Below are 25,382 nucleotides of genomic sequence, written 5' to 3' on the forward strand. Positions count from 1 at the left end.
TTCGACGCAATTCCAAGGGAAAGCGCTCGGCAGTTTTCCTGGAATTGTTCTAGAAACAAAAACGGCGCCGTAAGGGGCGCCGTTGATCTTGTCCATTGGAGCCGGTGTTACCGCCCCTTGCGCTTGCGGCCGAGGCCCATCTTCTTGGCCAGCTGCGAACGGGCAGCGGCATAGTTAGGGGCAACCATCGGATAGCTGGCGTCGAGATTCCACTTCTCGCGGTATTCATCGGGCGTCAGACCGTAATGGGTCATCAGGTGGCGCTTCAGCGACTTGAACTTCTTGCCATCTTCAAGGCAGACGATGTAATCGTCATGAACAGAGCGCTTCGGGTTTACCGCAGGCTTCTGCTTGTCGGCCGGAGGCTGTTCGCTTGCTCCGCCCACGCGCCCGAGAGCGGCATGGACATCAGCGATAAGGTTCGGCAATTCGCCGACCGGCACGGGATTGTTGCTGACATAGGCTGCCACCACATCGGCGGTCAGCTCGATCAGCGCATCGCTATTTCTGGAAGGTGTTTCGACGATATCCATGGTTTAGGCCCCAACGAAGGATGTTTCTGTTTGCGCCCTTTTTGGAAGATCGGGCATGGCGCGAATTTCACGCGGGAAGAGCTTCATGGATTCGCGTCCGGGCATCTTAATGAGCCCACAGACAAAGTAAGTCAATTCGCATCTTGCGCTATATTCAACGATATTCATCGAATAGTCGCTCTTCAGCTTCAATCTTTCGTGCACTCTGTAACTTCGCGATATTTTCTGGTCGGACCAGGACTAGCATGACGTAAGGTCACGCCATCGCTAAATCAGCAGGGACTCATAAAGTGGGCAGCGATGCTTGATCTATGCTTCAAGGTTTGGGCAGCTGATTGTCGGATTCGTACCAAACCGCAAGTTGCAAAGCGTTGGCGAAACCCGCCGAAGAAGATCTTCGGTCTGACCGGATTCAATACGGCGTGAGGTATTTTCCATAGACCCAGCCACTAACAAAACCACCATTTTGCGCCGGGTCGTGCCAAACTTGACACCATTGATAGCGAATTGCCTGTTTCTGTTTCCAGTGCGGCTGGCCGGCGATCTCCAGAAGATTCAAGCCGCCGGTGCACTTGCCGGTCATCTGCAGGATCGTCCCGTTGGGATAGGCGGCCTGCTTCTGCGAGGTGCCGGACGGATATTTGCGAACGTTGAGCGTGTCGCCGAACGGCACGCCAGCCACTTGCCAAGCGGCGAACGCGGTTGCATGAGACTGGCCGGTGAAAGCCAGAACGGTCGAAGCGACGACGGCGAGAGCCGCAGCGGTGTTGATATGGAAATTCATCATCCTCTCCTTTTGGCTCATCTCCCGAGCCCGCCGCAACCAATACATCCCGGCCCTTGAACCCGCGCTGATCGGCGTGTTCATTTGCCATTCAAGTAATTTCTTCAGTGAGACGCAATGACCAAGACCTCAGCTTTTCCGTCCGCCAGCCCGCCGATCCCCGAGAAACACCCCGTCTTCGACACGCATCACGGCATTACCCGCACAGATGATTATGCCTGGCTGAGGGCCGAGAACTGGCAGGCGATGTTCAGGGACCCTTCCCTGCTTGAGGGCCGCATCCGCGCCCATCTCGAAGCCGAAAACGCCTATCAAGCAGTGCTTATGGCCGATACGCTAGAGCTTCGGAAGCAGCTGTTCGGCGAGATGAAGGGGCGCATCAAGGAAGATGATTCGACGGTGCCGATGAAGGATGGCCCCTATGCTTACGGCTCATCCTTCAAGCTTGGCGGCGAACAGCCCCGCTATTTCCGCATGCCGCGCGATGGCGGCGATGAGCAGATCCTGCTCGATGGCGACGCGGAAGCCGAGGGCAAGCCCTATTTCCGCCTCGGCGGCGTCGACCATTCGGCCGATCACCGCAAGCTGTTGTGGGCGTTCGACGACAAGGGCTCTGAATTCTTCACACTTCGCGTGCGCGATCTCACCAGCGGCAAGGAACTGAGCGACCAGATCGAGGCCACCAGTGGTGGCGGCGTCTGGAATGCCGCCGATGACGGCTTCTTCTACACAAGGCTCGACGACAATCATCGCCCGTCCAAGGTGCTGTTCCACGCGCTCGGCGGCAGCCCCCTTAATGACCGGCTGATCTATGAGGAAACCGATCCCGGCTTCTTCATGGATGTCGGCGGCACGCGCTCCAACGAATGGATCATGATCGGGATCAACGATCACGAAACCTCGGAATATCACCTGATGCGCGCCGATGAGCCTTTCGCCGAGCCAAAGCTGGTGGCAAAGCGCGAGACTGGCCTGCAATATGATCTGGAAGAAGGCGGCGACATCTTCTTCGTCCTCACCAATGCCGACGGCGCCAAGGACTTCAAGATCATGACGGCGCCGGCTAATGACCCGGTTCGCGCCAATTGGGAAGAGCTGGTGGCGCACGAGCCAGGCCGGCTGATCCTGTCGGTGGTCGGCTTCAGGGATCATATGGTCAGGCTCGAACGCAAGGAAGGGCTGCCGCGCATCGTCGTGCGCGATCGCCGCAGCGGCGAGGAGCATCTGATCTCGTTCGACGAAGAGGCGTTCTCGCTCGGCCTGTCGGGGTCCTATGAATACGACACCGAGATCATGCGCTTCACCTATTCGTCGATGACGACCCCGGCGCAGGTCTTCGACTACAATATGCGCAGCCGCGAGCGTGTGCTGCTGAAGACCCAGGAAGTGCCGTCCGGTCACAATCCGGATCATTATGTCACGCGCCGGCTGATGGCGCCGGCCGCCGATGGCGAACTGGTGCCGGTCTCGCTGCTGCACCACCGCGACACGCCGCTCGATGGCTCCGCACCGTGCCTGCTTTACGGCTACGGCTCTTACGGCATTGCCATCCCGGCGGCGTTCAACACCAACTGGTTCTCGCTGGTCGACCGTGGCTTTGTCTTTGCCATCGCCCATGTCCGCGGCGGCAAGGACAAGGGCTATGGCTGGTATGACGACGGCAAGCGGGCGCACAAGATGAACACGTTCACCGATTTCATCGCCGTCGCGCAGCATCTCGTCGCCGAGCGTTACACCCAACACGACCGCATCGTCGCGCAAGGCGGCTCGGCCGGCGGCATGCTGATGGGTGCGATCGCCAACATGGCGCCGCAAAATTTCGGCGCCATCGTTGCCGAGGTCCCCTTTGTCGACGTGCTGACCACGATGCTCGACGCAAGCTTGCCGCTGACGCCGCCGGAGTGGCCGGAATGGGGCAACCCGATCGCGTCGGCGGAAGATTACCAAACGATCGCCGCCTACTCACCCTATGACAATGTCGCCGATCACGACTACCCGCCGATACTGGCGCTGGCCGGCCTCACCGATCCGCGCGTCACCTATTGGGAGCCGGCCAAATGGGTGGCGCGGCTGCGCGAGCGCAAGAGCGGCGACAATCCGGTGCTGTTCAAGATCAACATGGATTCCGGCCATGCCGGCGCGTCGGGCCGGTTCTCCAGGCTGGAGGAGATCGCCTACACCTATTCCTTTGCGCTCAAGGTGACTGGCAAGGCCGAACCCGAGGTTACGGGCAAGCCCGAACCTGGGGTGACGGGCAAGGCTGAGAATGCAACGGAGGCGTCGCAATGATCGATCTATCCACCTTGACGGCTTACATAGCGGTTGTGCTTGGCTTTGTGTTTATTCCAGGCCCAGCCACGCTTTTGACGGTCACGCGAGCGACGAGTTCCGGAACCAGGGTTGGCGTCGCGACGGGCGCGGGCGTCGCGGCTGGCGATGTGTTCCATACCATCATGGCGATGGTCGGCATTTCGGCGATCATCGCCACTTCGGCAACGCTGTTCAGCGTCGTAAAATATATCGGCGCGGCGTATCTCGTTTACCTCGGCATCCGCGCAATCATCGAGAGAATACCGGCCGACCCTACTGCCGGCGCACTCGCGATCTCCGCCAGCAAGGCGTTTCGTCAAGCTGTCCTGACCGAAGTGCTTAACCCAAAGACGGCGCTTTTCTTCCTCGCCTTCCTGCCCCAGTTCGTGCGGCCTGAAAACGGATCGGTGATGCTCCAGCTGATGACGCTGGGAATAATCTTTGTTCTGCTCGGCCTTTTCAGCACAGTCGTCTTTGCCGTGAGTGCGGGCCGGCTGGGCACGTTCCTGCGCCGCAATCCGTCGGTGGTGAAATGGCAAGGCAAGGTGGTTGGCGGCATCTACTGCGCGTTAGGCGTCCGTCTGGCCTTGCAGCAGCGCTGATGTCGATGCGAAAGGCGCGCCCGTCGAGGCGCGCCGGTCGTCACTTTTTGAATTCCAGGCTGCTCATTTTCACTCGCATTTGCAATGGCTGCGCGCTACCCAATGCGCGCCACCTTCCAGACCATGACATACGCAAAGGGGCCACTATGTTGCTCGTCGACACCTATCTCGAGAAATCACCGATCCAGGGCATCGGGGTTTTCGCCAGGAACCACATTGCCAAGGGCACGCTGGTCTGGAAGCTCGACCCCAGATTCGACCGGATCATCGACGTCGAGACCTATGAAGGCGAGAGCGGCCCGGTGAAGAACTATCTCGACCGTTATTCCTATCCAGACCGCCGGGATCCGAACTACATCGTCTTCGAAGCCGACGACGCCCGCTACATGAACCATGACGACGAACCGAATTGCGATGTCTCCTCGCCCGAGGAAACCTATGCCTTGCGCGACATCGCACCCGGCGAGGAACTGACCTGCAATTACAGCCATTTCTTCGAGACGGGCTTCGACTTCCTCGGCGATCGCCACCTGTAGCCGGGATCACTTGGCCGGCTTGCTGCGCACCGGGTAGCCGTTGGGATGCGGCGGCACCGCCTTGAGATAGGCGGCTATTGCCGCGCGATCTTCCGGCGGCAGTTCGGCCATGTTGCGCTGCACGTCGACCATGGCGCCGCCGACCGAATCGAAATCAGGGGTAAAACCGGTTTCGAGATAGTTGGCGATGTCGGCTTCCGACCAGTCACCGAGCCCGCCTTCGCCCGATGTGATGTTCGGCACGATGCCGCTGCCTTCGGCGGCCGCCGCGCCAGCCAACCACTGGCTCTTCCTGGTGCCGCCGGTGACATCGCGCGGCGTGTGGCATTCGCCGCAATGGCCGGGCCCCTCGACCAGATAGCGGCCGGCGAGTACCAGATCAGGCGTGCCATCGGCAAAGGCAATCACCGGCTCTTTGCTGAGATGGAGCCGCTTCCACAGGCCGAGGCCGCGGCGGATGTTGAAGGGGAAAGTCAGGGAATTGTCGGGCGCCTTGCCGGCGACCGCCGGCAGCGTCTTCAGGAACGCATAGAGATCGGCAATATCAGCCGGCTTCATGCGGGCGTAGGACGCGTAGGGAAAGGCCGGATAGAAATGCTCGCCCGACGGCGACACGCCCTTCAGCATGGCGTTGGCAAGGTCCTCGACCGTCCAGGCGCCGATGCCGTCCTTGGGATCCTGCGAGATGTTGGGCGGCACGAAGGTGCCGAACGGCGTCTTGAGCTCGAGGCCGCCGACCAGTTGCAAACGGGCGTCGCCTTGCGAGCCCGGCTTGGCGTGACAGGAGGTGCAGCCGCCGGCATTGAAAATGCGCTTGCCCCTGGCGGCGTCGCCGGGGCCGAGCTGCGCCAGGGTGCCAGTGTCGAGCTTGACCGGCGCCGACAACAGCCAGCCGGCGCCCGCACCGACGACGCCCAGGACAAGGGCGACGCCGACAAATTTTTTCCACAAGGGCATTGCCCGGGATCAGCTCTTCTTCACCCGATAGGTCTTGTGGCAGGTGCCGCAATCACTGCCGAGCGTATCGATCTGCGCCTTCAGCGCATCGACATCGGCGGGTGCGGCGGCGACTGCGGCCTTGACGTCGGCGAGGTACTTGTCTTCGGTCGATTTGAAGCCCGCCATGTCTTTCCAGATTTTGGGCGAGGCGGTGGTATCACCGCTGTCGCTGCCGGCCGGGAACAGCGTGTCGACATCGAACTTCTCGGCATTGACTTGCAGCGCCTGCAGCGCCGTCAGCACGGCGGCGGCATCGAAGTCTGCCTCGCCCTTGGCGATTTTTGACAGGCCGCCGACGATCTTGCCTCGTTCCTTCATCAGTCCCTGTCGGTCGAGGATCGGGTCGGCAAAAGCCGCCGAGGCGGCGAGGCTGAGCATAGAGATGGCGATAACAAGCTTTCTCATTCAATTGGCTCCAGGATGATGAGGGGTCGCGACCTAACGTTAACGGAGGGCGGGCCGGGATTATTCCCTGTCCGCCGGCCGGATTCTGCCGAATTTTGTGTGCCTGCTGCTTCAGCTGAGAAAGAAAAGCCCCGGAGTACCGGGGCTTCTCTGGGTCGATCAGGCTTTCGCCTCTTCGTACATTTCAAGGACATGGTCCCAGTTGATGAGGCTGTCGACGAAGGCCTCGAGATATTTCGGCCGCGCGTTGCGGTAGTCGATGTAATAGGAATGTTCCCAGACATCGACGCCGAGGATCGGCGATGCGCCATGGACGAGCGGGTTCTCGCCGTTCGGCGTCTTGGATATTGCCAGCTTGCCGTCCTTCACCGAGACCCAGGCCCAGCCCGAGCCGAACTGCGTGGTGCCAGCGGCGATGAAGTCGGCCTTGAACTTGTCGTACCCGCCGAGATCCGCGTCGAAAGCCTTCTGCAGGGCGCCCGGAAGCTTGTTGCCGCCGCCGCCCTTCTTCATCCACTTCCAGAAATGGATGTGGTTGTAGTGCTGGGCTGCGTTGTTGAAGAGGCCGGCATTCTTGCCGAACGACTGTTTGACCACCTCTTCGACCGACAGATCGCCAAGGCCCGCTTCGGCGGCCAGCTTGTTGCCGTTGTCGACATAAGCCTTGTGGTGCTTGTCGTGGTGATACTCCAGCGTCTCCTTCGACATGTAAGGCTGCAAGGCCTCGTAGTCGTAGGGCAAGGCGGGCAATTCAAAAGCCATCGGTCATACTCCTCATGGAAAAATCCGGTGCGGATACCGGATTAAGATAGGGCTGCATTGATCTGGAACAACTCCGGAATGAAGCGCCAATTGCCTTTTAGCGGCTCAACCGGCGGAAGTCGAATGCGCCCATTCCCAATAAAGGTCGCGCGCTTTCTTGGCCACCGGCCCGGGCTGCAGATCGCGGTCCTCGATGCTGGTGATCGGCACGACCTTGGAATGATTTCCGGTCGAAAATATCTCGTCGGCTTCGAGAAAGTCGCGCACCGACAGCATCTTCTCCGTGGTCTTGAAGCCGTAATCGCCAAGCAGCGTCATGGTGCGCGAGCGGGTGATGCCGGACAGGAAGGTGCCGTTGGGCGCCGGCGTCAACACGTGGCTGTCCTTGACCAGGAAGATGTTCGAGGTTCCGGTCTCGGCGACATTGCCCAGCATGTCCAGCACCAGCGCATTGTCGAAGCCGCGTCCCTTGGCTTCGAGAATGGCGCGGCCATTGTTGGGATAGAGGCAGCCGGCCTTGGCATTGGTCGGCATGGTCTCGATGGTCGGCCGCCGGAACGGCGACACGGTGATCGAAAAGCCGGTCGGCGAGATCATCGGCGATTCGTAAAGGCAGAGGCAGAAACGGGTCGAGGCCGGATCGGCCGGCACGCCCATATAGCCGCCATGCTCGGCCCAGTACATCGGCCTGATGTAGACCGCTGTCTTGCCGTCGAACTTCTTCAGCCCGTCCCAGGTCAGGCCGACGATCTGGTCGACGTTCATCGACGGCGCGAGGCCGAGCGCGGTCGCCGATGCGTTCACCCTAGCGGCATGCAGCTCGAGATCGGGGGCGACGCCTTCGAACCAGCGGGCGCCGTCGAAGACGCTGGTGCCGAGCCACATGGCGTGGCTGCGCGGACCAAGGATGGCGACGTTGCCTTCGTACCAGTCGCCGTCGACGAAGGTCCATGTCGCCGATAGCGCCGCAGTCGCCAGTGTCATTGTTCGGTTCCGCTTCAAAGCTGTTTGTTGCCAGGCATTGGAAGATGCTTTGACCGGCGCCGTCAACCGGCATGGAGCGGATTTGTTGAGGCCAGAGCGCCCCAAGAAAGCGATCAAGACTGTAATCGATGCTTGCACCTTGCGCCGCCTGCCCTCAAAACTGTCGCCATGCATTACGCGGCTTACGTTTTCGACGCCTATGGCACGTTGTTCGACGTGCACGCAGCCGTGCGCCGTCATGACGGCGAGATCGGCCCCGACGGCCCGCTGCTTTCGGAAATCTGGCGCGCCAAGCAGCTGGAATATTCCTGGGTGCGCACGCTGATGGGCGGCTATGCCGATTTCTGGCAGCTCACCGAACAGGCGCTCGATTTCGCCCTGCTCAAGGTTCCCTCCGCCGACAAGGGACTGAAGGCCAAGCTGCTCGAAGCCTATTGGCGGCTCGACTGCTATCCGGAAGTGCCGGCCGTGCTCAAGGCGCTGAAAGCATCCGGCGCCAAGCTCGCAATCCTGTCCAACGGCTCGCCCGAGATGCTGGAAGCGGCGGTCAAGTCGGCCGCCCTCGACCAGGTGCTGGACGATATCTTTTCGGTTGACGCCGTCAGGCGCTTCAAGACCGACCCGTCGACCTACGACATGGTGGCGACGGGCTGGCGACTCTATCCGGGCGCCGTCTCGTTCCAGTCGTCCAACCGCTGGGACGTCGCCGGCGCCACCAAATTCGGCTTTCGCACCGTATGGATCAACCGCGCCAACCAGCCCGAGGAATACCGGGATTTCCCGCCGGCGCTGATCCTGCCGTCGCTTGAAGGCCTGCTGACCGGCGGCTGATCACTCTGTTGCCTTCGAGCAACAGTGGCAGGGCGGTCACAGCTTCGCCTTTGTTTGTCCACCCTCAGGCCAGAATCGGAACCGCCTATCGCGTCAGGCATTGGGGGAGGCCGACCACTGCGCCGCTTGAAGGCATTCACGCTTTCTTGCGATTCGAGACTCAAAAAAGGCAACCATGTTGAAGACCGAAATCGACCCCTATCGCCTGAGCCGTCGCGGCTTTCTGAATGCTGCAGCCCTTGGCGCCGCTTCGATTGCGGTCTCCGCCTGCACCACCACCGGACCGGCGCCGGCGCCGGTCGAACCGCCACCGCCGACCTATGACGAGCCGCCGCTCGGCGACTATGCGACGATGTACGGCCCGATTTCCGACAGCGGGTTCGAGCTCCCGGCCATCCCGATCAAGAAGATGGACCCGCAGTTCCTGCGCCAGATCGTTCCCGATCCGACCGGCCAGCGGCCAGGCACCATCATCGTCGATACGACCAACCATTTCCTCTATCTGGTGCGCGAAGGCGGCCAGGCGATCCGTTACGGCGTCGGCCTCGGCCGCGCCGGCTTCGAATGGTCGGGAGACGCTGTCGTCCAGTGGAAGCAGAAATGGCCGAAATGGACGCCGCCCGATGAGATGGTTGCCCGCCAGCCTGAACTGGAAGAATACAGCGCCAAGAACGGCGGCATGCCCGGCGGCCTCAAGAACCCGCTCGGCGCCCGCGCGCTCTACCTGTTCCACGACAACGTCGACACGCTCTACCGCCTGCATGGCTCGCCGGAATGGAACTCGATCGGCAAATCCGTCTCGTCAGGCTGCGTGCGCCTGATAAATCAGGACATCATCGACCTCTACGACCGCGTGCCGTCGAAGAGCCCGGTCATCGTGACGTCCGACATCGGCCAGCCGATGGCGGCGAGCGCAAACCGCAGAGCCATCCCGATCGATGGCGGGGTGCCGGATGGCTCGGTCCTGCTCGGCCCGGTGACCTGATCGACTTCATCGATGCCATGAAGCGGCAGGTTCCGCTCCATGCGGCAAAGCTCGCCAGGATCCCGATAGCTTTACGCGAATGCCTGGGGTTCGCATCCAAGATGTGCAATGCCGGCAACAGGAGGCCAAAAAAGACGTCCAGACGAACCATGGAGCCGCTGCAATCGGGGCGGCCATGCCCTGTCAATCTCGACGCTGCTGTGTTTCGTTACCGATTGATGTATATTAGACGGGAGTATGATTGCAGAGACATACATTTCATTAGATCATTGATGGCGGGGGAACGCCGATGGTGGGATTTGATTTCGATAGTCCGCCTGCCGACGGCGCCGAGGCCAACCTGTCGGCCGAATGCGAGCGCCAATTGCTGCCGCTCGTCCGCGGAATTGTCGAGGCGGCGGTTGCCGCCGGGTGGAGCCAGGAAGACGTTCTTCTGGCAATGGTCGAGCTGTCCTGGGATCTGTACGAGAAACGCCGAGGCGATCTTTAGCAGGCCTGCGTGAGCCGGATAATTCCGTAGCGCCGGCCAAGCCAGGCCATGTTTTTCTCGCGCGAACTTTTTTCTTCACTTACAATGTTTTTTCTATCCACGGGATGCGCTACGCTGCCTTTGGGCAGGACTATGGGGGATACAAATTACCGTCCGGATTTCCGGGTTGGCTGTTTGCACGGCACGGAATTTCGATGGGCTGGCAAAGCGGCTGAGGCAAGGCTGAATGAAAAATGCGGGCGAGGTTCAGGAACGCAGCGCAGGCGCCGATCGGGTCGATCGGCACGCCCTCGGACATAATCCCCGAAAATGCCAATCCCAGAAGAGCAACCATGCGGGGGAGCGGGATATGCTCTGTCCGCAGCCCTGGATCGCTCCCGGAGGGTCGCCATCGCCGAAGTCGCCTACCTCGCGGGATTTTCGGATCAAGGCCATTTGGCCACCGCCATGAAGAAGCACAAGGGAAAGAAGCCATGATTCGGGCGATAACTGCTGCCGGATCGTCCGTGGCAATGACAGATAGTCGACCAACTCTGTCAATGGCCGCGCGATCTATATTCGGAATACACACTATGCACAATAACTAGGCAAAATGGTAAGATAAGATCGGAAAATAGTCAGGTAGCCTTGGCTAAAAATTCAAACCTGTAAATTTATAGTCAAAATCCTGGTAAAATTTTCATTTGAGCTCAAATTCTTCTTTGCAATATAAAGCAGCATCTGTAGGATTCGAAGGAACGCCCAGGAGCAAACGTGAATTCTGGGCGCCTCGATACAGCACAGGATTGGATTGATCGGCGCAGCAGTGGCAGAGACGAAGATGCAACATAGAGGCAACGTCCAGGAAAGCGCCGGGACAGAGCGGCGGCGCGCGGATCGTCGCATCTTCGACGGAATTCCGGAAAGCGCGGGGCGCTACCTGGTCACGTTTCGAGGCGGCGCGGCTCATGTCGTTCATGGGCCGGGATCACACACATTCAAAGCGGCGGAACATTTCGCTTCGGTTCTGCTTACACCCTCACCAGGGATTGCGGCATCGCTGGGCAGCGACAAAGTCCACGAATACGACGGCGACGTCGGCATGATCATGATCGTCCCAGCCGACCTCGGCGGCAAGGTGACCCGGTCATCCACCACGGAAAGCGTAATCGTGGCGCTCACCCCCGAGAGTCTCTTCGAGCTGGCAACGCGTGAATTCGACACCGGCCATGCCGAGCTTCAGCCGCCGCCGTACGGGACCGTCGACTTCCAAGCGCTGCAACTCGCGCAATTGCTGAAGGCGGAACTGACGGATCGGGAAACTCCAAACGAGTTCTATATCGATTCGATGGTCACCATGTTCGGCGTCCATTTGCTTCGGAACTACGCAGGAGCGCGAAAGTTGCCACAAGCCCCAAAGGGCGGTCTGTCGAACCGCAGCGCCCGGCGGGTGCGCGAATTCCTGGAGGTAAATTTTTCCAGCAAAATCGCGGTGGCCGAGTTGGCCGCACTCTGTGGCCTTTCGCCGAGCCATTTCATCCTGGCATTCACCAAGACCTTTGGCGAGCCGCCGCACAAATACCTGCTGCGGCTGCGTCTCGATTTCGCCGAAAAACTTCTCATCGAGAGCGACCTGTCGATTGCGGAAGTCGCTCATCTCAGTGGATTCTCGGACCAGAGCCACTTGACAGTCACCATGTCCAGATACCGGAACAGAACCCCCAGGCAGGTGAAGCTGCAACGTTAACGACTGTTGCGGCGCGCATGATTGTCCGCGGCGATACCTCGATTGATCTTCAGTATAGTCGAAGGTTGTGTGGCAGAGCAGTCACAGTTGTCGCGCAGGGACCAAATACCGGATTTTCCTACAAAGATTCCGGATTATTCCAAAATACCTGCACCGCGAATGTGCTCATGGTCGCGATTGAAGTCATTTGGGGCGGGGGAGCAACCAGATGATACAGCATGTCGGATTGTCCCATGGACATTCAATTCGCGGAAATCGAGGTCTTCGCGCCTAAGGCCGAAGCGGCCTGGGCTGCACTGCAACGCCAATACGCCAGCCGGATCAGCGCTGCGGAACTCGACCATCTCCTGGCCTGTTTCGTGCTTGGACTGACCTCTCCGGCTTGTGGTGAAGGCGATCCGGGATTTCATTTCGATTTCTGCCGCGCGCTGGTGGCGGTAAACCTGCCGCCGGAACGGACGGAGGCTGCACTGCATGCGGTTCCAGAACCGACGCAGCCATGGGTCGCGAGCGCCTATCAGCTGATTGAAAAACAAGGCGCGAAGGTCGGTCTCTCGTTGCGGGAGAAGACGCGCAATTTCGAAGATTTTTTGGCCACCGAGGCGAATGGTGCGGCACATCAGAGCGCCTCGGCAATTGCGAGGAAAAACTAGCATGACCAAACGCGTCGAGGGGCGGAGAAGGATCGAACTTTCTTCAAGCTTTGTCGGAAACTGGATCGCGGGCGCGGCCGACAGCCGCTCGGTGCGGCGCCGCCTGATGGCGGTGCTGCGCAACGCGTGCCGCGTGCTCGGCATGCGACGCAAATGTCTGGGGCTTGGCACGCTGGGCAGCGGCAGAATTGCGGCAGCGGCGCTGGGTGCAATCGCATTCGGGAGCATCGCCACCCCGGCGTCCGCGCAGTATGCCGCCGGCGGCGGCACCGCGACGGCCAGTGGCTCAGTCGCTATCGGCCCGGCCGCGACGGCCTCTCAGCTCAATGCTGTTGCGATCGGGACCCGATCTGTCGGGTCAACGCAATACGCAGTGGCAATCGGCCAGGATGCGCAGGCCACAGGCACCGGCGGCGCGGTGGCGATCGGCGGCGGCGCGATTTCAAACAACATCAATACGGTAGCCATTGGCGTTCAGTCCGACGCCACTGCGGCCGGGGCCAGCGCACTGGGCACAAACTCCCACGCTTCGGGATCGAACTCCACCGCGGTCGGTGTCGGCGCCACGGCCAGCAACAATTATGCGTTCGCCACTGGCTACGGGTCGGTAGCCAGCGCCCAATACGCATACGCCATGGGCTATCAGTCCAGTGCTAGTGGCCTGCGCGGTATGGCGCTTGGATATCAAGCAACCCAGAGCGGAATCGATTCCCTTGCCCAAGGTACCAACGCCAATGCAGGCAGTCAAAACGCCATCGCGATAGGCTTCCAGTCGGTCGCGTCCGATATCAACTCTATCAATATCGGCGCGCGCACCGTTGCGGGGTCAGGGGCCTTGGCCCAAGGCGCCATCGCCCTTGGCACGGATGTCACAGCAAATCAGCAAAACGCCCTTGCCATTGGCGTCCTGACCAAAGCAACGGGAACGAACGCCGCAGCGGTGGGTAGAGGAGCCAGTGCATGGGGCAACCAGTCCATCGCATTCGGCACGGGCGCGCAGGCGGGCGTTCAGGCCAACACGGCTGTGCCCAACAGCATCGCGATCGGTACCAATTCGCTCTCTTCGGGCGCTTTCGCCACGGCGATGGGTGCTACCTCGGTTGCGAGTGGCTCCGCCAGCACAGCGATCGGCAACACGGCTGTCGCCAGCGGCGCGAACGCCTCCTCATTCGGGTCCGGCGCGAATGCGACGGGAGACAATTCTCTTGCCGCCGGTGTCAGCGCCGCCGCTAGCGGGATTGCCAGCACCGCGCTCGGCATCGGCTCCAAGGCCAGTGCCACCAACGCCGTGGCGATCGGTAATGCTGCGGTCGCCAATTCCGCCGACGCGGTTGCCATCGGCACGGCCGCGACGGCCACGGGCGGCAAGGCTGTCGCCATTGGCGCCGGCAACACGGCTTACGGCAACGGCGCGGTCTCCATCGGCGATCCGAGCTATGCCAGCGGCACCGGCGCCTTCACCGGCGGCGCCAACAACATCGCCAACAGCGACGGCACGGCAACCGCCACAGCCGCAAACCAGGCCGCAGGCGCGGTTGCCATCGGCAACAACAACAAGGCCGTCGGGCAAGGCTCCGTGGCGCTGGGCAATGGCTCGACGGCGGGTGCAGCCGGCCTTGCCGGCAATGTCGCGCTGGGCAACGGCGCGACGGCGACGGCAAGCTCCGGCGACGTAGCGCTCGGTTCGGGCTCGGTGACCGCGACGGCGGTCGGCACCAGCGGCGCGACGATCGGCGGCACGGCCTACAGCTTCGCCGGCACGACGCCGACGAGCACTGTCAGCGTCGGCGCGCTCGGCGCGGAGCGGACCATCACCAATGTCGCGGCGGGCCGGCTCAGCAATTCGTCGACCGACGCCATCAATGGCTCGCAGCTCTTCGCCACCAACCAGCAGGTGACGCAGAACACGACGGCCATCGCCGCCAACACCGCCGACATCACCAATCTCGGCAACACGATCAACAGCATCAGCACCGGTGGCGGCATCAAGTATTTCCACGCCAATTCGACGGCGGCGGACTCGTCCGCAACGGGCACGGACTCCGTTGCTATCGGACCAGTCGCGACCGCGACGGGGACAAACGCCATCGCGGCCGGCACCAATTCGAGCGCCTCCGACGCCAACGCCTCGGCCTTCGGCAGCGGCGCCGTCGCATCGGCGCTTGACGCAACGGCGATGGGATACATCTCCAAGGCCTCGGGCCAATACAGCACCGCCGTCGGTGCCAACGCCAATGCCACAGCCACGTCCAGCACCGCGATCGGCCAGAACGCGTTTGCAACCGCCTTTCAAGCGACCGCTCTCGGCGTAGGAGCGAATGCCGGCGCCCAGAATGCAATCGCGCTGGGCGCCCTCGCCAACGCCAGCAACGCCGGCGACGTGGCGCTCGGCTCGGGCTCGGTAACCGCCGCGGCGGTCGGCACCGCCGGCACGACGATCGGCGGCGTCGCCTACAACTTCGCCGGCACGACGCCGACGAGCACCGTCAGCGTCGGCGCGGTCGGCGCGGAGCGGACCATCACCAATGTCGCGGCGGGGCGGCTCAGCAATTCGTCGACCGACGCGATCAACGGCTCGCAGCTCTTCGCCACCAACCAGCAGGTGACGCAGAACACGACGGCGATCGCCGCCAACACCGCCGACATCACCAATCTCGGCAACACGATCAACAGCATCAGCACGGGCGGCGGCATCAAGTATTTCCACGCCAATTCGACGCTGGCGGATTCGCAGGCGCTGGGGACGGATTCCGTTGCCATCGGCCCGAATGCTGTGGCCAACAATGCCGGCGACGTGGCGATCGGCGCGAATGCGGTGTCGACCGCGACCACGGCGGTCGGCGGCACCACGATCGGCGGCGTTGCCTACACCTTCGCCGGCGCGACGCCCGCGGGTGCATTCTCGGTCGGCTCGGTGGGCGCCGAACGCCAGATCCAGAACGTCGCGGCCGGGCAGTTGAGCAACTCCTCGACCGATGCGGTCAACGGCTCGCAGCTGTTTGCGACCAACCAGCAGGTGACGCAGAACACCACCGATATCGCCGCCAATACTGCTGACATCACCAATCTTGGCAATTCGATCAGCAATATTACCGGCGACACCTCGCTGGCCTACACCGACGCCAATGGCGACGGCATCCGCTATGTGCGCACCAACGACAGGACGCTTGCCGTCGCGGACTCCTTCGCGCAAGGGATCGGCTCTTCCGCCCTGGGCTACCAGGCGACCGCGAGCGCCGACAATGCGCTGGCGCTCGGCCGCGACACCCAGGCCAGCGTCATCGGCGGCGTGGCGCTCGGCGCCGGCTCGGTTTCGGATCGGGCGGTCGCACCCGTATCGGGATCGATCCTCTCCGGCACCGGCCTCATTCCCTACAACACCGCGGACATGAGCCTGCTCGGCGCCGTCTCGGTCGGCACCTCCACCTCCTATCGCCAGATCATCAACGTGGCCGACGGCACGCAGGACCAGGACGCGGTCACGCTTCGCCAGTTGAAGGGCGCGCTGAGCTCGTTCGCGGTGACGGGAAGCTTGTATTTCCATGCCAATTCGACGGCCGCGGACTCGCTCGCGGTCGGCGTCGATTCGGTTGCGGTCGGTCCGCGCACCACCGTCAATGGCGACAACGGCATCGGCATCGGCAATGGCGCCATCGTGCAGCAGACGGCGCCGGGAGGCATCGCGATCGGCCAGAATTCGACCGTCAACCAGGCCGACAGCATCGCCCTCGGCACCAACGCGACCACCAACGGAGCGCAGGCGGTGGCGCTCGGCGCCGGCGCAAAGGCCAACGAGCCGGGCAGCGTCGCGCTCGGCGCGGGCTCGACGACGGCGGCGGCGGTCGCCACCACCGGCACCACGATCAACGGCGTTGCCTATACTTTCGCCGGAGCAGCTCCGACGAGCACGGTCAGCGTCGGCACCGTCGGCAACGAGCGCACCGTCACCAATGTCGCGGCGGGCCGGATCAGCGGCACCTCCACCGACGCCATCAACGGCAGCCAGCTCTTCGCCACCAACCAGGCGGTCGAAGCCATGCAGGGTAGCGTCGGCGACCTCAACCAGTTCGCCGTCCAGTACGACAAGGACGGGAACGGCAACAAGTCCAACTCGATTACCCTTGCCGGCGGCGACCCGAACACGCCGGTCGTCATCCACAATGTCGGGGCGGGCGTTGCCAACACCGATGCGGTCAATGTTCAGCAGTTCAACAGCGGGTTAGCACTCAACCTGGACAATTCGAAGAACTACACCAACCAGGTGGCGGCCACCACGCTGCAGCAAGCCAATGCGTATGCGGACTCCAAACTCAGCCAGCTCAACATGGACATGGGAGAGGTCAGGGGCGAGGCGCGCCAGGCTGCGGCAATCGGCTTGGCGGCCGGCTCGCTGCGCTACGACGATCGTCCCGGCAAGCTGAGCGTGGCCGCCGGCGGAGGCTATTGGCGCGGTGAAGGCGCCCTGGCCTTCGGCGCCGGCTACACCAGCGAGGAAGGACGTGTTCGAGCGAACCTGTCCGGTACGACGGCAGGCGGACACTGGGGTGTCGGCGCGGGCGTCAGTCTTACGCTGAACTAGAGCCCGGCCATGATCAGGCAGGCAGTCCTTGCTGTCGCGATATCCATGACGTCAATGCTCCTGTCCGGCCCGTTAGCGGCCGGGCAGGAAGCGATCCCTTCCGGCTACAGGGTAAAACCTTCCGACGTAGCGATCCCTGCGGATGCGAAGCTTGGCGAATATCAACGGACCACCCGTCCGTTCGAGAACTGGACGCTGATCTGCGACGAGAACCTGAAGGCGCGCCAAAAGGTCTGCAATGTCACCCAGATCATCGAGGACCAGGCAGGACAGGTTGCGTTCAGCTGGTCGCTTGCCGCCACCAAGGAAGGCAACCCCTACATGATCTTGCGCGCCCCGCCGATCGCCAAGAGCGACGCTCCTGTCTCGCTGACATTCGAGGGGCGCAAGGAGCCGATAAAAATTCAACTCGACGGATGCAATCAGGCCGTCTGCGTCGGCATGCTGCCGGTTGGTCCGATCATGCGCGAACAGATTTCGAAGGCCGCGGCATCCGTCATCTCCTTCCCGACCACGGATGGCAGGACGATCAACGTAACCGCGACCCTCAAGGGCTTGGCCGCGGCCGTTGCGGCGATCAATTGACGAGGCAATCGCGATGAACCAGCAATCGATCCATGACCGGATAATGTCCCGCAACCAGGGAAAGGATGCTGTCCGGGTCGGCATCGAAGACCGGAGCAGACCGCAACGAAACCGCGCGAGGACCGCTGTCTTCTCGTTGCTCGCCATTGCCGTCGTCGCCACGGCCGGCTTCGCGGCCATGCGCTACGACCTGCTCCACAATTTATTGCCGCAGCCGGCGGTCGCGGAGACCAACCAGCCCAATCCGGCCCTGGCCGAGACGCCATTTCTGCAACACGCCAAAGAGGCAGGCTTGCAGTCTTGTTCCAACATTTTCCCAGCCCTTGGGCAGATGCTGACAACCGGCACGACGTACAGCGTCCAGTCGATCTGGAACAACGAGGCCCCCGACAAACACCTCGTGGAAGCCCTGGTCGGCATGAACTACGCCACACAGGGCTACAGCGGCCCGGCGGCAGGCCTGGTGTTCGCGGCACCCACCGCATCCGTTTGCGAAGGTACGATGGTCAGGGTGGCGCCATTCGCGGCCAATTGCGCCGATGTTCCGGCCCTGCTTCCGAAAGACAGCAAGCTCGCCAACAATCTTGGACAAATCAGCGTCTACGAACTGGCCAATGGAGGGGGCAACGCGATGCTGCTGCCCACCGGCAACAGCTGCGTCGTCATTTCCGTGGCCTCGGCAGCAGGAAAACAAGGAGGCGTACAATGAGGGTTAATTCCGCCATTGCGGCGATCGGCATGCTGTTGCTTTGCGCCGGGCGGCTGGGCGCGGCGGACCTCGCCCCGGCGGCGGACGTGCCCGAGCCGCCGGCCCAGGAGGAGAGAGGCATCTGGGCGGCGATCGCCTATTCGAGCCCCGACGAGAAGCACGGCTTCTTTTGGGGCGCCGACAAGCGGCAGGAGGCGATGGACATCGCGCTGAAGCATTGCCAGAACGCCGGCGGCGGCAGCTGCGCCGTGGTCAGCGTATTCCGCAACCATCGCCATTGGGACGATGACGACAATACCGGCTTTCCCTACAAGCATTGCGGCGCCCTCGCCGTAGGCGAGAAGCCGGAAGGGCGGCTGACCAGTTGGGGCGCCGAGACGGCGCAAACACGCCGGGATGCCGAAGACCTGACACTGCAGGCGTGCGAGCGGAACGGACAAAAATGCAAGATCCGCGAGTGGGTGTGCACATGACGCATCAGAGCGAAGCAGCGGAACGCCAATCGAGCCGCATGTTTGCACTCAGCGTAGCGCCGTGCTCAAGCGGGGTCAGCCCTTTGCCGTGATGCGCATCGACGGTATGCGACACCGGCTCGAAGCAGAAGAAATCGGCATCCTGCGACGGCGAATAGAGGATGAAGACGTCGAGCAATGGCGAGGCGGTGAGCGAGATAGCGATCCTGTCCTCGGGCCGGGTGATCCTGGCGCGGCGGTCCCAGCCGTCGAAGGCGTTGTTGACCCAGCTCCGCGGCAACAGGGAGGCGTTCGAGAAATTCCACGCGGGGTAATCGGCCACCGGCGCCACGCCGACCGGCAGATGATGCTTGTCCTCCAGCCAGACCCGCGCCGCCTTCGCCTCGAGCGTCGTTCCGGCGCTGCGCGGGAACCACGGATGAAAGCCGAGCCCGTAAGGCAGGCGAATGCCGGTGCGATTCTCCACCGTGAGCGTGGCATCCAAGGCCCCGTCATGCAGCGCATAGGCGACCCGCGCCGTATATCGGTAGGGGGCGATTCCACCGGCGTCGAGGACCAGTTCTGCCTCGGTGGCGCTGTGGCTGGCAATCCGCCACTCCCTCTGGAAGCCGTCGCCATGGATTGGAAAGGCCTCCCCCGGCACGTTCGGCTCGATCGCATGGAAGCGGCCGTCGAAGGCGAAACCGCCGCCTGAGATGCGGTTCGACCAGGGAACCAGAAGCTGGCAGCCGGAGGCGCCGGTGCCATCGTCGGGGCGGAGCAGCGGCACCGTTGCGCCGCAGACCAGTGCGTCGAAGCGGGCGATCGCCGCGCCCTTTTGCGGCGCCAGGACCAGACGGGCGCGGTCGTCGCGCAGTTCCAGGAGGCCGGCCACCCCTCACCAACCGCCGTCGATAGCGATGTTCTGGCCGCTGATCATGTCCGAGGCGGGCTGGCTGACACTTTTCACCGCCCCCTGGACAGGCTGCCCAGAATCCCGCGCACGATCGCGCGGCCGACCGACGAGCCGACCGAGCGCACCACCGCTTTGATCGCGGCTTCGGCCACCGTCTGGCGGTTGGACGGGCGCGGCGCCGGGGCGCGGCGACCGCCTGATTGCGGCGGCGGCGGATCGTCATTGCCGAAGCCCGGAATAGTCCAGCGCGAGCGGCCAGTGTCGGCCTGCTGCGCCTGCTCGTCCTGCGCATCCCTGGCTTTCTTCTGCAGCATCTCGAAGGCCGATTCGCGGTCGATGGTCTGGTCGTACTGGCCGGCGACCGGGCTCTGGTCGATCAGCTTGCGGCGCTCGTCCGCCGTGATCGGGCCAAGCCTGGACGACGGCGGCCGGATCAATGTCCGCTGCACCATGGACGGCACGCCCTTGACCTCCAGCGTCGAGACCAGCGCCTCGCCGGTGCCGAGCTGGGTGATGGCGGTGGCGCAGTCGAAATCCGGGTTGGGCCGGAAAGTGTCGGCGGCGGTCTTGACCGCCTGCTGCTCACGCGGCGTATAGGCGCGCAGCGCGTGCTGCACACGGTTGCCGAGCTGGGCGAGAACCTTTTCAGGGATATCCAAAGGGTTCTGCGTGACGAAATAGACGCCGACGCCTTTCGAGCGGATCAAGCGAACCACCTGCTCGACGCGGTCGATCAGCACCTTCGGCGCTTCGTCGAAAAGCAGATGCGCCTCGTCGAAGAAGAACACCAGCTTCGGCTTGTCGGGATCACCGACCTCGGGCAATTCCTCGAACAGCTCCGACATCAGCCAGAGCAGGAAGGTGCCGTAGAGCCTGGGGTTCATCATCAATCTGTCGGCGGCAAGCACGCTGATGGCGCCACGGCCGTCGCGGGTGGTGCGCATGATGTCGGCGATGCGCAAGGCCGGTTCCCCAAAGAAATGCGCCGCGCCCTGCTGTTCCAGCACGAGAAGCGTGCGCTGGATTGCGCCGACCGACGGCTTGGTGACATTGCCGTACCGCGAGCTGATCTCGTCGGCGCGCTCGGCGATGTTGGCCAGCAGCGCCTGCAGATCCTTCATGTCGAGCAGCAGCAGGCCATCCTCATCGGCGATGCGGAAGGCGATGTTCATGATGCCTTCCTGCGCTTCGGAGAGGTTCATCAGCCGCGACAGAAGCAGCGGCCCCATTTCCGAGACGGTGGCGCGGATCGGATGGCCCTGCTCGCCGAACAGGTCCCAGAAGATGACCGGGAATTCCTGGAAGTCATAGGGATCGAGCTTGACCTGCTCGGCCCGCTTGACCAGGAAATCCTGCGCCTTGCCCATCATGGCGATGCCAGACAGGTCGCCCTTGATATCGGCGCAGAACACAGGCACGCCGGCATTGGAAAACCCCTCGGCCAGGATCTGCAGGCTGACCGTCTTGCCGGTGCCGGTGGCGCCGGTGATCAGGCCATGGCGGTTGCCATATTGCAGCAAGAGCTGTTCGGCGCGCTGATCGCTGTCGTCGGGTTTGCGGCTGGCGCCGAGGAAAATGCTGGTGTCGTCAGCCATATGGCCATGTCTCCGCAAACTGATGTGTTAAAAGCCTGTGGCCTTGCCGCAGGGTATAGTCAGGCCATTGCGCAGCGACAATGCTATTCTCCAATTGGGCTATCCATCCAGTTGGCTATTCATCCAGATTGGGCCAATCGTCTAAATTGAACCAATCCTCCAAATCGGTTTTTGGAACTTGCGGATTTTGCCGCTGTTTGGCAATCGTTCATGGTTCGTCCACGCAGGCTGCCCTATGTCAGGGAAGCGAATCCCAACCGCGCAAGCGCATTGCATTGCGATATCTGGCAGGGAACCGTAGACTGGACGGCTGACGCTGGTGCGGCCGCATAAAAACGAGGAGCATGGATGGGCGCCGGAGCCTTGACCAGGAGTGTCGAACCCGCTGACGTCGAGCGCCAGCGTTGGCTGGCCTTGGCCGAAAAGGCGCTCGCCGGCGCCTCCTTCGAGGAAAAACTGGTCTCGCATACCGACGATCAGATTCGCATCGAACCGCTCTACGATCGCGCCGCCGGCGCCGAGCCGCTTGTGCGCGCCAACCCCAAATTGCCCTGGATCGTCAGCCAGCGCATTGACGATCCCGATATCGGCCGCGCCAAGGCGCAGGCCCTGGACGATGTGGCACAAGGCGCGACGGGATTGTCGCTTGTCTTCGAAGGTGCTCCGAATGCGTTCGGCTATGGCCTGCCGAGGACGGCGCAGGCGCTGGAGACGGTGCTGGACGGCGTACCGCTAAACCGCACGCAGATCCGCATCGACGCCCATCCCTGGAGCCGTGCCGTCGCTGACTGGCTGGTGGCGTTCCTGAGCAAGCGCCGCTCCGACCCGGCAAAGCTGAACCTCTCCTTCGGCATCGACCCGGCGGCAATCTTTGCCGGAACCGGCCGGCTGCGCATGTCGATCGAGGCGTTGCAGGCATCGATGCCGCAATCACTGGCGCATTTCTTCTCGCTGGGCGTGCCGGGTGTGCTGCTGGAGGCGGATGGGCGAGTGTTCCACAATGCCGGCGCCACGGAGGCGCAGGAACTCGGCACCATGCTCGCTTCCGCCGTCTCCTACCTCAGGATGTTCGAGGATGCGCGCCAGCCGCTTGTCTATGCCGCTCCCCATATCGGCTTTGCGCTGAGCGTCGACCAGGACCAGTTCCTGTCCATGGCCAAGGTCCGGGCCTTGCGCAGGCTGTGGGCGCGCATCCAGGAAACCTGTTCCATCCCGGCATCGGCAGCCAACATCCATGCCGAGACGTCGTTCCGCATGATGACGGCGGCGGATCCCGAAACCAACATCCTGCGCACCACCATTGCCAGCTTTGCGGCGGCAGCAGGCGGCGCGGATTCGATCTCAATCCTGCCACACACCATCGCCCACGGGCTGCCGGCCGGCTTTGCCCGCCGCGTCGCCCGCAATGCACAGTTGATCATGGCCAATGAAAGCCATATCGACCATGTCGCCGACCCAGCCTTGGGGTCGGGCGCAGTCGAGGCGCTGACCCTGGGCCTGTGCGAAGCGGCGTGGGAAGAGTTCCAGCGGATCGAAGCGGAAGGCGGCGTTCTGGCAAGCCTGCAGCAAGGGCATATCCAGAAGCGCGTCACGGCAGCATCCGAGCGCCGCGCCGAGGCCTACCGGTCGGGTGAACGGGTAATCATCGGCACCACGCTTTACCCGCTGAAAAACGATGCCCCGGTCGAGACGCTGGCGGCTGAGCGGCGGCCGCCTTTCACAGAGGGCGTGGCGGTGTGCGAGGCGCTGTTTCCCGTCCGCATCGACCAGGCAATCGGAGCCGCACAGTGATCCCGGATTTCAGCCACATTGGCTGGTCGGCGCCACGGCGCGCGCCGGTCGAGGTCAAAGGCCAGCGGCTGACGCCGGAAGGTATTGCCGTCAAGCATCTCTACGGCCAGGGCGATCTCAAGGGGCTGCCGCATCTCGACACCTATCCGGGAATGCCGCCCTTCGTGCGCGGTCCCTATCCGACTATGTATGTCCAGCAGCCGTGGACGATCCGGCAATATGCCGGCTTCTCGACGGCCGAGGAATCCAACGCCTTCTACCGGCGCAATCTCGCCGCCGGCCAAAAGGGCCTTTCGGTCGCTTTCGATCTGCCCACCCATCGCGGCTATGACAGCGACCATCCGCGCGTATCAGGCGATGTCGGCATGGCGGGCGTGGCCATCGATTCCATCCTCGACATGCGGCAATTGTTCGACGGCATCCCGCTGGGCGAGATGACGGTGTCGATGACCATGAACGGCGCGGTGCTGCCGATCATGGCGCTCTATATCGTTGCGGCCGAAGAACAAGGAGTTGCGCAGAAGGATCTCGCCGGCACCATTCAGAACGACATTCTGAAGGAGTTCATGGTCCGTAACACCTACATCTATCCGCCGAAGCCCTCGATGCGGATCGTGTCTGACATCTTCTCCTATACTTCCCAGCACATGCCGAAGTTCAATTCGATCTCGATCTCCGGCTATCACATGCAGGAGGCCGGCGCGACCGCGGACCTGGAGCTCGCCTACACCATCGCCGACGGCATCGAATATGCCCGCGCCGGCGTCGCCGCCGGGCTCGACATCGACCGTTTCGCCCCGCGGCTTTCCTTCTTCTGGGCGATCGGCATGAACTTCTTCATGGAGATCGCCAAGCTCCGCGCGGCGCGCATGTTGTGGGCGACCCTGATGCAGAAGAATTTTGCACCGAAGGACGAACGCTCGCTGTCGCTGCGCACCCATTGCCAGACCTCCGGCTGGTCGCTGACGGCGCAGGACCCCTACAACAACATCACCCGCACCATGATCGAGGCGATGGCGGCCACCCAAGGGCACACGCAGTCCCTGCACACCAACTCCTTCGACGAGGCGATGGCGCTGCCGACCGACCACTCGGCCCGCATCGCGCGCAACACGCAGCTCATCCTGCAAAAGGAATCCGGCACCACCCGCATCATCGATCCATGGGGCGGCTCGGCGTATGTCGAACGGCTGACGCATGATCTGGCGGCGCGTGCGCTCGCCCATATCGAAGAGGTCGAGGCGCTTGGCGGCATGGCGGCGGCAACCGAACAGGGCATTCCAAAACTGCGCATCGAGGAAGCGGCGGCGCGCACGCAGGCGCGTATCGATTCCGGCGAGCAGATACTGGTTGGCGTAAACGCGCATCGCCCCGAGAACGACATCGAGGTCGACGTGCTGAAGATCGACAATGCCGAGGTCAGGGCCCGACAGTTGTCGAAGCTGCAGGACCTCAAAGGCACGCGCAATGTCGGCGCGGTCGAGAGCGCGCTCGATGCGCTGACCCGCGCTGCGCAGGGTAACGGAAACCTGCTGGAATTTGCCATCCGCGCCGCGCGCGCCTATGCCACGGTCGGCGAGATCTCGCTGGCGCTGGAAAAGGTCTTTGGCCGTCACGTCGCCTCGGTGCAAACGATCTCCGGCGTTTATCGCAATGCGCTTGGCGACAATCTGACGGTCGGCCGATTGCTGGAGAAGCTCGAAGCTTTCGAGAAGAAGTCCGGCGGCAAGCCGCGCATCCTGGTCGCAAAGATGGGACAGGACGGCCACGACCGTGGCCAGAAGGTGATCGCCACGGCCTTCGCCGATCTCGGCTTCGACGTCACGGTCGGCGCGATGTTCCAGACACCCGAGGAGATCGCCGGGCTGGCGGTGGCGCAGGACGTCCATATCATCGGCGCCTCGTCGCTGGCGGCGGGGCACCTGACACTGATCCCCGAACTACGCGACGCGCTGAAGAAGCTCGGCCGCAGCGACATGCTGATCGTCGCCGGCGGCGTCATCCCGCCGCAGGACTATGACGCGGTGCTGGAAGCTGGCGCCGCGGAGATCTTCCCGCCAGGCACGGTTATTCCGGAGGCTGCGGATCGGTTGCTGGACCGGCTGCTGGCGAGCTGATTGAAACAGTTGCACTGCTTATCAAAGTTGCGTACAAT

Annotated in this window: 22 protein-coding genes; 14 read left to right on the top strand and 8 right to left on the bottom strand. The window is 62.7% G+C overall.

Features of this window, described 5'->3' with window-relative positions; genetic code table 11:
- Positions 1–107 precede the first annotated feature (107 nt).
- On the bottom strand, positions 108–533 hold the full coding sequence (locus NKH38_RS24500) for a Ros/MucR family transcriptional regulator (RefSeq protein WP_023673680.1): 426 nt from the start codon (positions 531–533) through the stop codon (positions 108–110).
- Between the two features lie 412 nt (positions 534–945).
- Entirely contained in the window at positions 946–1,320 is a 375-nt protein-coding gene (locus NKH38_RS24505) for an SH3 domain-containing protein (protein ID WP_023702200.1), read from the bottom strand.
- A gap of 114 nt (positions 1,321–1,434) precedes the next feature.
- Between NKH38_RS24505 and NKH38_RS24510 the strand changes: the two genes are divergently transcribed.
- From NKH38_RS24510 to NKH38_RS24520, 3 genes are all read left to right on the top strand, one after another.
- Positions 1,435–3,606, top strand: coding sequence for a S9 family peptidase (locus NKH38_RS24510; RefSeq protein ID WP_352763947.1), 2,172 nt, complete (start codon positions 1,435–1,437; stop codon positions 3,604–3,606).
- Positions 3,603–4,229 (top strand): LysE family translocator, encoded by a 627-nt coding sequence (locus tag NKH38_RS24515; RefSeq protein ID WP_023702202.1) that lies wholly within the window; start codon positions 3,603–3,605, stop codon positions 4,227–4,229. The genes NKH38_RS24510 and NKH38_RS24515 overlap by 4 nt, the downstream gene beginning before the upstream one ends.
- Before the next feature lie 146 nt (positions 4,230–4,375).
- Positions 4,376–4,765, top strand: coding sequence for an SET domain-containing protein (locus NKH38_RS24520; RefSeq protein ID WP_023673684.1), 390 nt, complete (start codon positions 4,376–4,378; stop codon positions 4,763–4,765).
- A 6-nt stretch (positions 4,766–4,771) separates the two neighbouring features.
- Here the strand turns inward: NKH38_RS24520 and NKH38_RS24525 are convergent, their stop codons facing one another.
- The 4 genes from NKH38_RS24525 to NKH38_RS24540 all read right to left on the bottom strand — a co-directional run bounded on the left by NKH38_RS24525 (position 4,772) and on the right by NKH38_RS24540 (position 7,915).
- Positions 4,772–5,722: a cytochrome c gene (locus NKH38_RS24525; protein ID WP_023731016.1), complete on the bottom strand. Its 951-nt coding sequence runs from the start codon at positions 5,720–5,722 to the stop codon at positions 4,772–4,774.
- A gap of 9 nt (positions 5,723–5,731) precedes the next feature.
- On the bottom strand, positions 5,732–6,169 hold the full coding sequence (locus NKH38_RS24530) for a c-type cytochrome (RefSeq protein WP_023684552.1): 438 nt from the start codon (positions 6,167–6,169) through the stop codon (positions 5,732–5,734).
- A gap of 159 nt (positions 6,170–6,328) precedes the next feature.
- The gene (locus NKH38_RS24535; RefSeq protein ID WP_023673687.1) at positions 6,329–6,931 is read right to left on the bottom strand and encodes a superoxide dismutase; all 603 of its coding nucleotides are present in this window, start codon (positions 6,929–6,931) and stop codon (positions 6,329–6,331) included.
- A 105-nt stretch (positions 6,932–7,036) separates the two neighbouring features.
- Positions 7,037–7,915 (bottom strand): branched-chain amino acid aminotransferase, encoded by an 879-nt coding sequence (locus NKH38_RS24540; RefSeq protein ID WP_352763944.1) that lies wholly within the window; start codon positions 7,913–7,915, stop codon positions 7,037–7,039.
- 168 nt (positions 7,916–8,083) lie between these two features.
- Here NKH38_RS24540 and NKH38_RS24545 point away from each other — a divergent pair, with 168 nt between their 5' ends.
- The 9 genes from NKH38_RS24545 to NKH38_RS24585 all read left to right on the top strand — a co-directional run bounded on the left by NKH38_RS24545 (position 8,084) and on the right by NKH38_RS24585 (position 18,946).
- Positions 8,084–8,746, top strand: coding sequence for a haloacid dehalogenase type II (locus NKH38_RS24545; RefSeq protein WP_023673689.1), 663 nt, complete (start codon positions 8,084–8,086; stop codon positions 8,744–8,746).
- A gap of 175 nt (positions 8,747–8,921) precedes the next feature.
- The gene (locus NKH38_RS24550) at positions 8,922–9,731 is read left to right on the top strand and encodes a L,D-transpeptidase (RefSeq protein ID WP_023692792.1); all 810 of its coding nucleotides are present in this window, start codon (positions 8,922–8,924) and stop codon (positions 9,729–9,731) included.
- Between the two features lie 289 nt (positions 9,732–10,020).
- Positions 10,021–10,221, top strand: coding sequence for a hypothetical protein (locus NKH38_RS24555; protein WP_023684556.1), 201 nt, complete (start codon positions 10,021–10,023; stop codon positions 10,219–10,221).
- Between the two features lie 790 nt (positions 10,222–11,011).
- The gene (locus NKH38_RS24560; protein WP_352763941.1) at positions 11,012–11,947 is read left to right on the top strand and encodes a helix-turn-helix domain-containing protein; all 936 of its coding nucleotides are present in this window, start codon (positions 11,012–11,014) and stop codon (positions 11,945–11,947) included.
- A gap of 233 nt (positions 11,948–12,180) precedes the next feature.
- Positions 12,181–12,600, top strand: coding sequence for a hypothetical protein (locus NKH38_RS24565; protein WP_352763939.1), 420 nt, complete (start codon positions 12,181–12,183; stop codon positions 12,598–12,600).
- A 1-nt stretch (position 12,601) separates the two neighbouring features.
- Positions 12,602–17,179 (top strand): YadA-like family protein, encoded by a 4,578-nt coding sequence (locus tag NKH38_RS24570; RefSeq protein WP_352763936.1) that lies wholly within the window; start codon positions 12,602–12,604, stop codon positions 17,177–17,179.
- Between the two features lie 9 nt (positions 17,180–17,188).
- Positions 17,189–17,764 carry an invasion associated locus B family protein gene (locus tag NKH38_RS24575; RefSeq protein WP_023670757.1) on the top strand — a complete coding sequence of 192 codons (576 nt, stop codon included), beginning with the start codon at positions 17,189–17,191 and terminating at the stop codon, positions 17,762–17,764.
- 13 nt (positions 17,765–17,777) lie between these two features.
- Positions 17,778–18,473, top strand: coding sequence for a hypothetical protein (locus NKH38_RS24580; RefSeq protein WP_023727661.1), 696 nt, complete (start codon positions 17,778–17,780; stop codon positions 18,471–18,473).
- Positions 18,470–18,946, top strand: coding sequence for a DUF4189 domain-containing protein (locus NKH38_RS24585; protein WP_023687219.1), 477 nt, complete (start codon positions 18,470–18,472; stop codon positions 18,944–18,946). Before NKH38_RS24580 ends, NKH38_RS24585 begins: the two co-directional genes overlap by 4 nt.
- 4 nt (positions 18,947–18,950) lie before the next feature.
- Here the strand turns inward: NKH38_RS24585 and NKH38_RS24590 are convergent, their stop codons facing one another.
- Together NKH38_RS24590 and NKH38_RS24595 are read right to left on the bottom strand one after the other, a co-directional pair.
- Entirely contained in the window at positions 18,951–19,820 is an 870-nt protein-coding gene (locus tag NKH38_RS24590) for an aldose 1-epimerase (protein ID WP_352763931.1), read from the bottom strand.
- Positions 19,821–19,891: 71 nt separating this feature from the next.
- A complete protein-coding gene (locus tag NKH38_RS24595; protein ID WP_352763928.1) occupies positions 19,892–21,436 on the bottom strand; it encodes a helicase HerA-like C-terminal domain-containing protein in 1,545 nt (514 codons plus the stop codon).
- A gap of 348 nt (positions 21,437–21,784) precedes the next feature.
- Between NKH38_RS24595 and NKH38_RS24600 the strand changes: the two genes are divergently transcribed.
- Together NKH38_RS24600 and scpA are read left to right on the top strand one after the other, a co-directional pair.
- Positions 21,785–23,227 (top strand): methylmalonyl-CoA mutase subunit beta, encoded by a 1,443-nt coding sequence (locus tag NKH38_RS24600; protein WP_352535156.1) that lies wholly within the window; start codon positions 21,785–21,787, stop codon positions 23,225–23,227.
- On the top strand, positions 23,224–25,344 hold the full coding sequence (scpA, locus tag NKH38_RS24605; RefSeq protein ID WP_352763923.1) for a methylmalonyl-CoA mutase: 2,121 nt from the start codon (positions 23,224–23,226) through the stop codon (positions 25,342–25,344). The genes NKH38_RS24600 and scpA overlap by 4 nt, the downstream gene beginning before the upstream one ends.
- Positions 25,345–25,382 lie beyond the last annotated feature (38 nt).

Origin of the sequence: Mesorhizobium sp. M1078 (assembly GCF_040318615.1) — a bacterium.
In the GTDB taxonomy this organism is placed as follows: domain Bacteria; phylum Pseudomonadota; class Alphaproteobacteria; order Rhizobiales; family Rhizobiaceae; genus Mesorhizobium.